Origin of the sequence: Mycetocola zhujimingii (genome assembly GCF_003065425.1) — a bacterium.
Lineage (GTDB): Bacteria > Actinomycetota > Actinomycetes > Actinomycetales > Microbacteriaceae > Mycetocola_A > Mycetocola_A zhujimingii.
This window is the reverse complement of sequence record NZ_CP026949.1, coordinates 2,282,656-2,296,200: the sequence shown is the minus strand read 5'-3', so window position 1 is coordinate 2,296,200 and position 13,545 is coordinate 2,282,656. Positions and strand designations below refer to the sequence as shown.

Below are 13,545 nucleotides of genomic sequence, written 5' to 3'. Positions count from 1 at the left end.
GGTTGTCATGGGCTGGCATAACCCCCCGATCTCCTGGTCGGAGTTCGAACGCTCGCTGAGCGACCTGTCAGGGCCGGATACATCGCCGGATGCACCGCCGGTTGGTGCCGACGGCGGTGACAGTCCTGCCTGGTCACGGAAACGGTTGCCATACGTCCCTGTTCCCGTTGAAGCGCCGCCCGCTGAGACGGTCGTCGGCTACGCCGAGTTGCACAGCCACTCCAATTTCAGTTTTCTCGACGGGGCATCCTCACCCGAGCACCTGGTCGAGGAAGCCGTTCGACTGGGTCTGCACGGGCTCGCCCTCACCGACCATGACGGTCTCTACGGCATCGTGCACCTCGCCGAAGCGGCGGAGGCACATCCCGAGCTCAAGACGATCTTCGGTGCCGAACTCTCGCTCGGCCTGAGCAAGCCACAGAACGGCGAAGCCGACCCGGAGGGGACCCACCTCGTCGTCCTCGCCCGAAAGGAAGAGGGCTACCACCGGCTCGCCGGCGCGATCACCTCGGCGCAGCTTGCCGCGGGCGCCGAGAAGGGCAAGCCGAGCTACGACATCGAGGACCTCGCCTCAGCGGCAGACGGCACGTGGCTTGTGCTGAGCGGATGCCGCAAGGGCGCCGTTCGGCGAGCCCTCATTGCCGAGGGCGAAGCCGGCGCGCGCCGCGAACTCGACGAACTGGTCAGGCTGTTCGGTGCGGGGAACGTCGTCGTCGAGCTCTTCGACCATGGCAACCCGCTCGACACCGCGCACAACGACGTCCTCGCTGCGCTCGCCGAGGAACTCGACCTGCCCGTGGTCGCGACGATGGCCGCGCACTATGCCACCCCCGCCCAGCATCACCTCGCCTCAGCCCTCGCCGCCGTGCGCGCCCGCAGGAGCCTTGACGACCTCGATGGCTGGCTGCCGGCATCCGGCTCGCACCATCTGCGGAGCGGTGCCGAGATGGCCCGGCGGTTCGCCCGGTACCCTGGCGCGGTTGCGCGCACCGTTGAGATCGCCGACCAGCTCGCGTTCCGGCTGCGGAGTGTGAAGCCGGGGCTTCCGCTCCAGGAGGTTCCCGACGGACACACCCCGATGAGCTGGCTGCGAGAACTGACCTGGCAGGGTGCGGCCAGGCGGTACCCGAACGCCGACGCCGCGGTCACCGACCGGATCGCACGCGAGCTCGACGTGATCGAGCAAAAAGACTTTCCCGGTTACTTTCTCATCGTCTACGAGATCGTTCAGTTCGCCCGCGGTCGCGGCATTCTGTGCCAGGGGCGCGGATCCGCCGCGAACTCCGCTGTCTGTTACCTGCTCGACATCACCGCCGTCGACTCGATCAAGTACGGCCTGCCGTTCGAGCGGTTCCTCTCCAGCATGCGCGAGGAAGAACCCGACATCGACGTCGACTTCGATTCGGATCGCCGTGAGGAGGTGATCCAGCACGTCTACGAGAAATACGGCAGGTTCAACGCCGCCCAGGTAGCGAACGTGATCACCTACCGGCCGAAGTTCGCCGTGCGCGACATGGCCAAGGCGCTCGGCCACAGCCCCGGCCAGCAGGATGCCTGGTCGAAACAGGTGGAACGGTGGGGCGCGCTCACCTCGAGCGACGACCACGACATTCCGGCGCCCGTCATCGACCTGGCCTCCCAGGTGCTGACCTTCCCCCGCCATCTCGGCATCCACTCAGGGGGAATGGTGCTCACCGACCGGCCCGTCGGAGAGGTCTGCCCGATCGAGCACGCGCGGATGGACGGCAGGACAGTTCTGCAGTGGGACAAAGACGACTGCGCCTGGATGGGGCTGGTCAAGTTCGACCTGCTCGGTCTCGGCATGCTCGCCGCGCTGCAGTACTCCTTCGATCTCGTCGATGAACACTGCGGTGAACGGTGGGACCTCCAGTCGATGCCGAAGGAAGAGCAGGGTGTCTACGACCAGCTCTGCCGAGCAGACAGCGTCGGGGTGTTCCAGGTGGAGAGCCGCGCGCAGATGGGCATGCTGCCGCGGCTGAAACCGAGGAGCTTCTACGACCTCGTGATCCAGATCGCGATGGTCAGGCCCGGCCCGATTCAGGGTGGTGCCGTGCACCCGTACATCCGGAGGCGAACGGGAGTGGAAGAGGTGACTTACCTTCACCCCAACCTTGAGCCGGTGCTCGAGCGCACCCTCGGTGTTCCGCTCTTCCAGGAGCAGTTGATGCAGATGGCCATGGTCGTCGGCGGGTGCACGGGCGAAGACGCCGACCTGCTTCGACGGGCCATGGGATCGAAGCGTGGGCAGGAAAAGATCGGTTCACTCAAGGAGAAGTTGTACGCGGGCATGGCAGAGAACAACATCACGGGCGCTGACGCAGACACGATCTACTCAAAGATCCAGGCTTTCGCGAGCTTCGGTTTCGCCGAAAGCCACTCGATCAGTTTTGCGCTGCTCGTGTACGCGAGCGCGTGGATGCGCCTGCACTACCCGGCGGCGTTTCTCGCCGCACTGCTCCGCGCGCAGCCGATGGGGTTCTATTCACCCCAGTCCCTCGTTGCGGATGCTCGCCGTCACGGTGTCGAGACCCGGCGGCCCGATATCCAGCTTTCCGGTGTCGAGGCGGAACTCGAACCCCTCGACGGTGTTCGCGGCGTCGTTCGGACCACCGGCCTCGATCCGTGCATCGAGACCGAACAGCCCACTGTGCAGCCGTTCGACAGGGATGCGCCGTTCGACCCGGGCGATCACCGCAGGGACGGCGCATACGTCGTGCGCCTCGGACTCGCCGAGGTCACCTCGATCGGAAAGCGCAAGGCGAAACAGATCGTCACCGAGCGCGAACGAGGCGGGCCATACCGCGACATGCGTGACCTCGCACGGCGGGTGGGGCTCAACTCTGCCCAGCTCGAGGCGCTCTCAGCGGCCGGAGCGTTCGACAGCATGGGACTCTCTCGACGCGGCGCGTTGTGGGATTCCGCCCAGGCCTCGCAGGAACGACCCGACCAGCTCGACGGCAGCCACATCGCCGTCCAGCCTCCACTGTTCGCCATGCTCACCGATGAGGAGCAGGTGGTCAACGACCTCTGGTCAACCGGGGTCACTCCCGATGATCACCCGATCCGACACGTGCGTTCGGCGCTCGCCGAGCGCGGTGTGTTGAGCGCCGGGCAGTTGCAGACGGCGGAGTCCGGACGCAGGGTCGAGGTCGGCGGTGTCGTCACCCATCGGCAGCGACCGGCGACGGCGAGCGGCATCACCTTCATGAATCTCGAAGACGAGACGGGCCTCGTCAACGTGATCTGCAGCGTCGGCGTCTGGGGACGCTACCGGCGAACGGCGCGCGAGGCACCGGCGATGATCGTGCGCGGAATCCTCGAACGCTCACCCGAGGGCATCGTCAACCTGCTTGCCGACCGGATTGAACAGCTTCCGCTCAGTGCGAGCACCCGGTCGCGGGACTTTCAGTGATCCGGAGCCCTTGCCCGTGGTGATCACCGCGGTGGCGAGGCCGGCGAGCATGACAGCACCGCCGAGAATCTCGGTCAGGGTGGGCACTTCGCCCTGCACCAGCCACGCCGCAGCGATACCGATGACGGGCACGAGAAGAGTGAACGGAACAACGGCACTGGTCGGATACCGCGCCATCAGCGAGTTCCAGATGCCGTACCCGACCAGTGATGCGGCGACCGCCGTGTACAGCGTGCTCAGTATGGAGACCAGTGACAGGTGAGTGAGTGCGTACCCAACGGCATCCGGCCCATCGAGCAGAACCGCGAGCGCGGCGCTCGGCAGCGGGACGACCAGCGCTGACCAGACGACGAGCGAGAGCCCGGATGCCACCTTCGCGCGGCGGCTGAGCACGTTACCGATCGCCCACGACAGAGCGGCGCCCAACGTGATGACGAGCGGCACCCAGGGAGCGACGATGCTGTGCCCGACGACAACGATCCCGAGCCCGAGAGTTCCGACCACTACGCCGATCAACTGGCGTGGCGTCGGGCGTTCGCCGAGGACACCGGCCGCGATCAGGACGGTGAGGATGACCTGGGTCTGGAGGAGCAGCGAGGCGAGGCCGGCCGGCATGCCGAGGTGAAGGGCCAGGTAGAGCAGCGCGAACTGCCCGAAGCTCAGGAAGGAGCCGATGGCCAGGATGTTCCTCCAGCCGATCTGAGGCGGCCGGATGAAGAACACGGCGGGAATGGCGACGAGCACGAAGCGCAGCGCGACGAACAGCAGCGGAGGCATCCCGTCGAGCCCTTCATCGATGACGACGAAGTTGAGTCCCCAGATCAGGGCGACGAGCAAGGCGAGCAGGCTGTGTTTGAGGGTCACGGTTCCCATCGTTCCGTTACGGACCACGTGCAACAAGCAATGCTTTCTTCCGCTGACCACGTAGCATCGCTTTATGATCGATCTGGAGAACCTGCGTGCGCTCATCGCTGTCCGCGATCACGGGACCGTTGTCGCGGCATCCGAGTCATTGGGCTTTACTCCGTCCGCTGTCTCCCAGCAGGTGAAGCGGCTCGAGGGGCAGATCAACGCGAAACTCCTGGAGCGGGTCGGCCGCAGCGTTTTGCTCACTGAGCACGGGCGACTGCTGGCGGAAAAAGGGGTCGCGCTGCTCGCCGACCTCGAGGAACTGGAAAGCCTCGCCCAGCTGCCCGATGCGCCCATTCACGGCACCCTGCGGATCGCCTCGTTCTCCACTGCAAACCGCGGGCTCATCGCACCGCTCCTCGGCCGACTCAGCCGGATCGCGCCCCATCTCGCGCTCACGCTCATCGAACTGGACCCGTGGGACAGCCTCGCCCTCGTCGAAAGAGGCGGCGCCGAACTGGCCCTCGTGCACAACTGGAGCACCGTCGCCCTCGACGTGCCTGCGTCGTTGACCGCGACGGCGCTGTGCGTTGACCGGGTCGACGTCCTGCTCCACGCTGAGCATCCGCTCGCGTCCCGGGACGCGGTCACGCCCGCCGACATCGCCGAGGAGACCTGGGTCTCGACCCCGGTCGGCACGATCTGCCACGAGGGACTCACCCAGCTGTTCGCCGGCGCCGGACACCGCGCAAAGATCGCCTACTACGACGGTGACTTCTCCACCCACGTCGCGTTCGTGGAGCAACAGGCGGCCGTCGCACTCGTGCCGAGGCTCGGACGCGACCTCCTTCCGCCGACCGTCGTCGCCGTTCCGATCGTCGACCCGGTGCCGTACCGTCAGGTCGAACTGGCGTGGCGCCGCTCGACGACCGCGAATCCCGGTTTGCAGCTCGTGCGTCGCGAACTCGAGGCCCTCGTTGCCCGCGGGGGAGCAGGCCAGGACGTGCCGCGCGAGGGTTGAGAAGGTGGTTACACTGGGCACATGGCTTTCGCGTTCTCTATCGTGCTGTTCCTCGTCGGCATCTACCTCTTCGCTCTGGCGTTCACGGTGACGAGCTTCCAGGCCATCATCTTCTTCGCCGGCATCATTGTTGTCTCGATTGCATTCGCGATCCCGGCCCACGTTCTCGCCAAGCGATAGAACGTCCCACTTGCGTCGCCACAGTGCGGCGCGCGACGGCGCCGGTGACAGTCCATCGGCCTTTGCGTTGTTGACGACGTGCGCCGTGGCATCCGCTCGCCTGCATCGCAGGAAATAGTGCGATTAGCAGGATGAAATCGACGATTTGATCCTTAAAGGCGTGCGATCTCCTGTTAACCGGGCGTCGTCGTAACGGGAACCGTCGTGCTGCGATGCGTTCAGTCGCCAAGGCCAACTGGGCGACGCCAGCGCCGGGTGAATCGCGGCAATGCCGCGAGCATTTCGCGAGGGTGGGCCCCGCCGGGCTCGAACCGGCGACCCGCGGATTAAAAGTCCGATGCTCTACCAACTGAGCTAGAGGCCCCAACAACCCCTCTAATCTACCGGTTCCCGCTGAGTGATTTGACCACTTGGGCATACTTTCCGCGGAGTAACGTTGAACCTTGCGATGAGAGAGGCGGATGCAGATGGCTGAAGATTTCCACAAGCCAACCAAGTTCCCCGGGCGGGTTTTCGAATCGTTCGTCGGTGGTATCGATCCTGCGGAGTCGAGCCGGATCGCGCATGAGACCGCGGTGGCGCTGTTGTCCCGGGTGCGGGACGATCCCGATCCAGGCGTCATCGACCGGCTCGTCGCGTACACGGAAGAAAACGGCATCGATGCGATCGCCGAACTGTGGTCGCACGCAACGCCCCGCAGCCTGCCAGGCGCACTCTGGCGCATCTACCTGCTGCAGCTCATGATCCGCGAAGACCCGCACTCGGCCAGTTTCCTCTTCACACGGGGGACCGAAGTGATGCAGACCATCGACCCGGTTGTTGCCGGTGCATCCATCCCAACGGGTCCTACGGAGATCGTCACACTGGCTGATCAGATTCTTCGCGGGTTGTTCGAGGGCGACTTCGCCGTTGCGCTCGAACGCGCTGCGGCATTCTGCCGGGTGTCGGCTGCCGGATGCGCGAGCGTCGCCGACGACGCTGACGCTGCCGAACCGGTCAGGTCGCTTGACCTCACGACGCGTGCCCTCCGGCTCTCGACACTCGCCCAGGACCTGACGAGCTGCGCACGCCTCTGGCGCCAGGAATCTCTGGACTGACCGGGCGATAAGAACTCCCGATCGCGGCTGAAAACGCGTTCCACTCATTACTCTGGACGAATGAGTTCAACTCCAGCCGCACGGTGGCGGCGAATGATGCTGTTTCCCGCATGGGTTCGCAAGGGCGATGCCAGGGCGGGACGACGCATCAACGCCCGCGGTGCGCCGCAGGCTGTCGACTCGGCCCTCCGTCATCTCTCCAGATCCGCCGATCGGAGCGTGCTCTGGTTCGCCATCGGGGGAGGACTTCTGGCCATGGGCCAGCGCCGGGCGGCGCTCAGGGGTCTGCTCTCGCTGACCGTCGCGAGTGCTGTGGCCAATCTCGTCGGCAAGAAGCTGTTCGGCGGCGACCGGCCGCTGACGAAGGACATCCCGATCGGTCGTCGCCTTCACCGTTCGCCCGAATCCCCCTCGTTCCCCTCGGGCCACGCAGCCAGCGCGGCTGCGTTCGCCACGGGGGTCGCCCTCGAGCACCCGGCGCTCGGCCTCGCCGTCGCACCGGTCGCCGGCGCCGTGGCGTATTCGCGGGTGCACACCGGTGCGCACTGGTTCTCCGACGTTCTCGGCGGCGTGGCGATCGGCGTGGGCGTTGCAGCGGCGGGCAAAGCGCTCGTCCCCGCGCCAGTGCCCAGGGTCGTCCGCGAGGGCGGCATCGACATCGCGCTCCCCGCCGCGCCGTCGGGTGACGGAGTTTTCATCGTGGCGAATCCGTCGTCGGGTAAAGATGTCGTTGGCCGGACGGATCCCCTCACGCGCATCGGCGAACGGATGCCCCACGCGCGCGTACACATCCTGGCCGACGACGATACGCCGGATGCGGTGATCACCGAGGCACTGGCATCCGCCCATCCGCCACGCATCCTCGGGGTGTGCGGAGGCGACGGAACTGTCTCGGCGACCGCTGACACTGCCAGAAAGGCGGGGCTTCCGCTCGTGGTGATCCCGGGCGGTACGTTCAATCACTTTGCCCGCGCGGTGGGAGTCGATTCGGTCGACGACGCCCTCGACGCCGTCGCGTCGGGGGCAGGGGCCCGCGTCGACGTGGCTGAATTACGGCTCGACGACGGTGCACCGATCACCGTGCTCAACGTGGCATCGATCGGGATTTATCCCGAGTTCGTGCTGGAGCGGGAAGGACTCGAACACAGGCTCGGTAAGTGGCTCTCGGCGGTTGTCGCCGCCATCAGGGTGATCCGCCGGGAGGAGCCCGTCACTCTTGAGATCGACGGGGAGCGACGCGACGTGTGGTCGGTGTTCGCGGGCGTCAACCGCAACGAGCCGGATGTCCCCGCTCCGCTGTCCCGCAAACGACTGGACGACGGGGTGCTCGACGTTCGAATCCTGCCGGCTGGATCTCGCGTGCAGGCCGTGGCATCGCTGGCATTCGGGCGCAGGTCGAGCGCGGTTCTTCGGGCGGTCGGCGTGATTCGGCCTGGCGGGGTGGAGTCGTTCACCACGGAATCGCTCTCGGTGACCGTGTGGCCCAAACCCGGCCAGACCGCGGGCTTTGCGCACGACGGCGAGGCGGAGGACGTGGATCCGGATGCCGCGACTCGTGATTTCCGGTCAACGGTCAGGCTGGTCGAGGGGGCGCTCGACGTGTACTGCCCGCCGGCAGCCTGACCAACGAGCTCGCCGGCATCCGACACAGGCGGGCGCCGTTACCGCCTAACACAGGAAAGACCCGCTGCCTCGGGTGAGCAGCGGGTCTTTCGTCTGTGGTGCGGTCAGGAGACCGCGAGTGTCTACTCGGTCGGCGGCATCAGGACCGTGTCGATGAGGTACACGGTCGCGTTGGCGGTCTGAACTCCACCGCAGATGACTGATGCGTCATTGACCATGAGCTCGTCGCCCTCGCCGGTGACCTCAACCATTCCGCCCTGTACGGTTTCCCACTCGCCCGCGATCTCGTCGGGAGCGACCTGGCCGGGAACGACGTGGTAGGTCAGGATGGAGGTGAGCATCTCCGAGTCGGTCTTGAGCGTCTCGATGGTTGCCGGGTCGATCATCGCAAAGGCGTCATCCACCGGAGCGAAGACCGTGAACTCGTCGCCGTTGAGCGTGTCGACAAGGTTTACGTCCGGGTTGAGCTGGCCGGATACGGCCGCGGTGAGGGTGGTGAGCAGCGGGTTGTTTCCGGCTGCGACCGCGACGGGGTCCTGGCTCATGCCGACGACAGAGCCTGCGCCCTCCGGAACCATTTCTGCGTAGTCGGCACATCCGGCGCCGACGAGGTTCGCGGCCGGGTCCATTTCCTCCATCGGCTCGGCCGACTCGCTCGACTCTGATCCGCCAGAGTCGGTGGCCGGCTCCTGCTCCATGCTTGAGGAACAGGCGGTCAGTCCGAAGGCCGTGATGGCCAACAGCGACAGTGCTGCGAGTGTGTTGCGCTTGGTTTTCATGAGCTGGTTCTCCTTCAGTTGTGGCCGAGTGTCCCGACCCCCATGCCACGTGCTGTGCGGCTGTGAAGGTTCATTCGGAGCCGGATGCCCAAAGGTTTGGAAGATTTCCAAAAAAGTTCGGGGCCGCACCGTTTCGGCCCGATTATCGCGGTGTCGTCCCCCACTCCAATCGGATTCGACCCCCGCTCCGAAGAGCCTTCAACCACTTACGGAGGCACCATGTTCACGCTCGCCCTCATCGGCCTGCTCGGCGGATTGATCACGGGTATTTCACCCTGCATCCTTCCCGTCCTGCCGGTCATCTTCTTGTCTGGCGGCGTCCAGGGCGCCAGACCGACCGACGAGAAAGGAAAGGTTCTCGCGCGGGCACAGTCCCTCCGTCCCTACCTGGTCATCGCGGGACTCGTTGTCAGTTTCAGCCTCTTCACGTTGCTCGGATCGCTCCTGCTCGCGCTCCTCAACCTTCCGCAGGACTTCCTTCGCTGGGCGGGAATTGTCGTCCTCGTGCTCATCGGCGTCGGCCTCATCGTGCCGAAGTTCCAGCACATTCTCGAGAAGCCGTTCTCGAAGATCCCGCAGAAGAATGTCGGAACCGATCGCTCCGGGTTTGGCCTCGGCATCGCCCTTGGCGCCGTTTACGTGCCGTGCGCCGGCCCGGTGCTCGCCGCCATCACCGTCGCAGGATCAACCGGGCAAATCGGTGCTGACACCGTCGTCCTCACCCTCTCGTTCGCGATCGGTGCCGCCATCCCGCTCCTCGTCTTCGCACTCGCCGGCCGTCGGGTCGGTGAGCGGGTCAAGACTTTCCGCAAGCACCAGTCCGCCATTCGTCTCACCGGCGGTATCGTCATGATCGCCCTGGCCATCGGGCTCGTGTTCAACGTTCCGCAGCTGCTTCAGCGTCTCGTTCCCGACTACACGAGCGCCATCCAGAACCAGATCAACGAGTCGGATGAGGTCCAGGAGGCCCTCAACCTCGGCGGCATCGTGACCGACGAGAACCGCGACCTCGATAAGTGCTCGAACGGCGGCGCCGAACTCGAGAGCTGCGGCACTGCCCCCGAGCTCACCGGAATCACCGAGTGGTTCAATACAACGGACAACGCGGCAGTCTCCCTCGACCAGTTGAGGGGCAAGGTGGTCCTCGTCGACTTCTGGGCATACTCCTGCATCAACTGCCAGCGCTCGCTGCCCCACGTCACGGCGTGGTACGACGCATACCGCGATGCCGGGCTCGAGGTCATCGGCGTTCATGCGCCCGAGTACGCCTTCGAAAAAGAGGTCAATAACGTTCAGGCTGGGGCGAAGAACTTCGGCATCGATTACCCGGTCGCCATCGACAACAACCTCTCGACGTGGACGAACTACCGCAACCGCTATTGGCCCGCCTCCTATCTCATCGATGCCGACGGCACGGTTCGCCACATCAAGCTGGGCGAGGGCGGGTATGAGACGACAGAGAAGCACATCAGGGAGTTGCTCACAAAGGCTGACCCGGATGTCACCCTGCCGACGGCAACCGATGTCGCTGATGACACCCCGGACAGCGGCGCAACGACGCCCGAGACCTACCTGGGGTCGACGAAGAAAGTGAACTTCGCCGGCGAGGAGAAGTACACGAAGGGACAACGGGAGTATCGATTCCCGGACAAGCTCCCGAAGGACGCCTTCGCGTTGTCTGGTGAATGGGATGTCGGAACGCAGGCTGTCACCCCCACCGGGGCCGACGCCTCTGTTCGACTGAACTACACGGCGAGTGAGGTGCGGATGGTTCTCGCGGGCGAAGGCAGTGTGACGCTTGATGTGAACGGCAAGACAAAGGTCATCGAGGTCACCGGTACGCCGACCTCATATCTGCTGGTGGAGACGAAAGGCATAGAGGCCGGAACCCTCGATGTCAAGGTCGGCGCCGGTGTCGAGGCGTTTTCATTCACCTTTGGGTAGACTGGTGAATGGCCGGGCCGCAGTAACCCCGGGCTCCAATATTCGCCGCTCTGAGCGGCCTCACGCCGAGAGGCGTTCTGCGGCCCGGTCGCTGTCATGTGACAGCCCATGTGAGAAGCTTGGAAACGTGCCAGAAGAAGCGGAAGTGGTATCGACGGAGATCTCCGGCGATGATCGGTCGACGCTTCTTCTCACCCGCGTCGCCGGCGGAAGCCAGGACGCGTTCTCTCAGCTCTACGATCTGTACGCGCCTCGGGTATTCGGCCTCGTCCAGCGGATCCTGGTGGATCGCGCCCAGGCCGAGGAAGTCACCCAGGAGATTTTTCTCGAGATCTGGCAAACCGCAACCCGTTTCGCTCCGAATAAAGGTGGAGCACGCGGTTGGATCCTGACCATGGCGCACCGCAGGGCTGTCGACCGTGTGCGTGCGTCGCAGGCTGGTCGGGACCGGGATGTCCGAATCGGCATCCGGGATCAGAAGGTTGACTACGACAGCGTCTCAGAGGATGTTGAACTGAAACTCGAATCCGAGCGGGTTGATCGTGCATTGCAGACGCTGAGCGACATTCAGCGCCAGGCGATCAGCCTGGCCTACCACGGAGGCCTGTCCCAGGCCGAAGTGGCCGAGCGGCTCGGTATTCCGCTGGGAACCGTGAAAACACGGATACGGGATGGGATGATCAAGCTGCGAGAGGAATTGGGGGTGGCACTGTGAACGACGACACGACGAACAACGACGACCTCACCGTCGGCGAGCCGTCCGACGCCTCCTCGCTCGCGGCGCTTTACGCCCTTGGCGCGCTCGACGTCGACGATACGGCCCGGTTCGAGGAGCACCTTGCTTCGTCGACCGACGCGCAGGCTGACGTCGTGGGGTTCGAGGCGACAGCTGACCTCCTCTCGACGGGAGTCGAACCTCCTGCCTCGCTCAAGGCAAGCATCATGGCCAGTATCGCGACCCTGCCGCAGTTGCCCGCTGAGGCTGAAACCCCAGCGGTGAAGACAGCGTCTCCGCGCGCGGTCGATACGGACGAACCGGTTCAGCGGCAGGCGTCGACGCCTGCGCCGAGCACAGGCTCCCCGGCCGGTCAGTCCGCCCGTGTCTCGAAGGCAGAGCACAAAGCGCGAGCGCGCTGGTACTCACGACCCGCTGCCGCTCTCGCAGCTGCCGCTGCTCTCGTCGCGGTGTTCCTCGGCGCGAACGCCCTCACGAGCGCTCTCAACAATGGCAACGGACTCACGGAAGCGCTCAGGCTCGCACACATCGAGGCGCAGCCCGATGTGGCGCGCGAGACGATCAGGCTTACGAACATCACCGACGAGAAGCAGGTCACTGCGACTCTCGTGTGGTCTGGCGCCCTCGCTGAGTCAGTGTTCATCGTCGACGGGCTCGCAAGTTTGCCCGAGGACAAGACCTACGAACTCTGGTACATCGGTGAAGACGGCCCCATCTCCGCTGGTGTCTTCAACACCCATCGTGCCGGCGAGAGCTGGCGTGTCCTCGAGGGCTCTATGGCCGCAGGGGATGCCGTCGGCGTGACGGTCGAACCTGCTGGTGGCTCGGAGCAGCCCACCACTGACCCGCTCATCGTCATCCACACCACCTGATCCGAGCGCTGCGGACGCAGCCGCACCCGCGCTGCTGGCATCCGCATGGCAGGCGCATCCGTACGGGCTCCCGCGCTGCCGGCATCCGCAAGGCTCCCGCACGCGCACAGGCTCCCGCGCCACCCGCTACAGATCCATGCCCGCGCTGCAGAAGCATCTGCAGCGCGGGCATGGAAGTGCAGCTCTCGCGGTCCCCGGCTTGTCCGGGCCGAAGGCGGTTTAGCCGAACCGGCCGGAGACGTAGTCCTCGGTGGCCTGGACGCTCGGCTGGGTGAAGATCGTGTTGGTGTCGTCGTACTCGATGAGCTTGCCCGGCTTGCCGGTACCCGCAATGTTGAAGAACGCCGTGCGGTCGGAGACCCGGGATGCCTGCTGCATGTTGTGAGTGACGATGACGATCGTGTACTCGTTCTTGAGCTCCTCGATCAGGTCCTCGATGGCGAGGGTCGAGATCGGGTCGAGCGCAGAGCACGGCTCGTCCATCAGCAGCACGTCAGGAGACACGGCGATGGCGCGGGCAATGCACAACCGCTGCTGCTGACCGCCCGAGATGCTCGACCCTGGCTTCTCCAGCCGGTCCTTGACCTCGTTCCACAGGTTCGCACCGCGCAGTGACTTCTCAACGAGGTCGTCGGCATCCGACTTGGAGATCTTCCGGTTGTTGAGCTTCACACCGGCGAGGACGTTGTCGCGAATCGACATCGTCGGGAACGGGTTGGGCCGCTGGAAGACCATGCCGACCTGGCGGCGGACCAGTACGGGGTCGACGCCCGGTGCGTAGAGGTTGTCACCGTCGATGAGGACCTCGCCCTCGACGCGTGCGCCGGGGATCACCTCGTGCATGCGGTTGAGGGTTCGCAGGAAGGTCGACTTCCCGCAACCGCTCGGGCCGATGAACGCCGTCACGGTGCGCGGTTCGATCGTCAGTGAGATGTCTTCGACCGCCAGGAAGCTGGAGTAGTAGACCTTGAGGTCCTTGACCTCGATGCGCTTTGACACTGTATTCCTTCG

The 13,545-nt window shown here is 65.1% G+C and carries 11 protein-coding genes and 1 tRNA gene; 8 read left to right on the top strand and 4 right to left on the bottom strand.

Annotated features, from left to right (window positions below; translation table 11 throughout):
- Nucleotides 1–7 precede the first annotated feature (7 nt).
- Nucleotides 8–3,433, top strand: a complete 3,426-nt coding sequence (locus tag C3E77_RS10970) for an error-prone DNA polymerase (protein WP_108391666.1) — start codon at nt 8–10, stop codon at nt 3,431–3,433.
- On the opposite strand, the gene C3E77_RS10965 is transcribed toward C3E77_RS10970, so the two are convergent.
- Complete coding sequence (locus C3E77_RS10965) at nt 3,347–4,297, bottom strand: EamA family transporter (protein WP_198412139.1); 951 nt, start codon at nt 4,295–4,297, stop codon at nt 3,347–3,349. The two genes, C3E77_RS10970 and C3E77_RS10965, sit on opposite strands and share 87 nt — an antisense overlap.
- A 73-nt stretch (nt 4,298–4,370) precedes the next feature.
- Here C3E77_RS10965 and C3E77_RS10960 point away from each other — a divergent pair, with 73 nt between their 5' ends.
- Together C3E77_RS10960 and C3E77_RS15445 are read left to right on the top strand one after the other, a co-directional pair.
- Nucleotides 4,371–5,303 (top strand): LysR family transcriptional regulator, encoded by a 933-nt coding sequence (locus C3E77_RS10960; RefSeq protein WP_108391664.1) that lies wholly within the window; start codon nt 4,371–4,373, stop codon nt 5,301–5,303.
- A gap of 21 nt (nt 5,304–5,324) precedes the next feature.
- Nucleotides 5,325–5,483: a hypothetical protein gene (locus C3E77_RS15445; RefSeq protein ID WP_162924983.1), complete on the top strand. Its 159-nt coding sequence runs from the start codon at nt 5,325–5,327 to the stop codon at nt 5,481–5,483.
- A gap of 291 nt (nt 5,484–5,774) precedes the next feature.
- Here the strand turns inward: C3E77_RS15445 and C3E77_RS10955 are convergent.
- A tRNA-Lys gene (locus C3E77_RS10955) sits at nt 5,775–5,847 on the bottom strand.
- Nucleotides 5,848–5,950: 103 nt separating this feature from the next.
- On the opposite strand from C3E77_RS10955, the gene C3E77_RS10950 reads away from it, so the two are divergent.
- Together C3E77_RS10950 and C3E77_RS10945 are read left to right on the top strand one after the other, a co-directional pair.
- Entirely contained in the window at nt 5,951–6,580 is a 630-nt protein-coding gene (locus C3E77_RS10950; protein WP_108393284.1) for a DNA-directed RNA polymerase subunit beta, read from the top strand.
- A 60-nt stretch (nt 6,581–6,640) separates the two neighbouring features.
- Nucleotides 6,641–8,203, top strand: a complete 1,563-nt coding sequence (locus C3E77_RS10945) for a bifunctional phosphatase PAP2/diacylglycerol kinase family protein (protein WP_234031193.1) — start codon at nt 6,641–6,643, stop codon at nt 8,201–8,203.
- 122 nt (nt 8,204–8,325) lie between these two features.
- Here the strand turns inward: C3E77_RS10945 and C3E77_RS10940 are convergent, their stop codons facing one another.
- Nucleotides 8,326–8,982 carry a fasciclin domain-containing protein gene (locus C3E77_RS10940; RefSeq protein ID WP_108391663.1) on the bottom strand — a complete coding sequence of 219 codons (657 nt, stop codon included), beginning with the start codon at nt 8,980–8,982 and terminating at the stop codon, nt 8,326–8,328.
- A 219-nt stretch (nt 8,983–9,201) separates the two neighbouring features.
- Between C3E77_RS10940 and C3E77_RS10935 the strand changes: the two genes are divergently transcribed.
- The 3 genes from C3E77_RS10935 to C3E77_RS10925 all read left to right on the top strand — a co-directional run bounded on the left by C3E77_RS10935 (nt 9,202) and on the right by C3E77_RS10925 (nt 12,534).
- Complete coding sequence (locus tag C3E77_RS10935; protein WP_108391662.1) at nt 9,202–10,926, top strand: cytochrome c biogenesis protein DipZ; 1,725 nt, start codon at nt 9,202–9,204, stop codon at nt 10,924–10,926.
- A 127-nt stretch (nt 10,927–11,053) separates the two neighbouring features.
- Entirely contained in the window at nt 11,054–11,641 is a 588-nt protein-coding gene (gene sigK, locus C3E77_RS10930; protein WP_234031192.1) for an ECF RNA polymerase sigma factor SigK, read from the top strand.
- Nucleotides 11,638–12,534: an anti-sigma factor gene (locus C3E77_RS10925; RefSeq protein WP_108391660.1), complete on the top strand. Its 897-nt coding sequence runs from the start codon at nt 11,638–11,640 to the stop codon at nt 12,532–12,534. Before sigK ends, C3E77_RS10925 begins: the two co-directional genes overlap by 4 nt.
- Before the next feature lie 219 nt (nt 12,535–12,753).
- Here the strand turns inward: C3E77_RS10925 and pstB are convergent, their stop codons facing one another.
- Nucleotides 12,754–13,533: a phosphate ABC transporter ATP-binding protein PstB gene (gene pstB, locus C3E77_RS10920; protein ID WP_108391659.1), complete on the bottom strand. Its 780-nt coding sequence runs from the start codon at nt 13,531–13,533 to the stop codon at nt 12,754–12,756.
- Nucleotides 13,534–13,545: the final 12 nt, after the last annotated feature.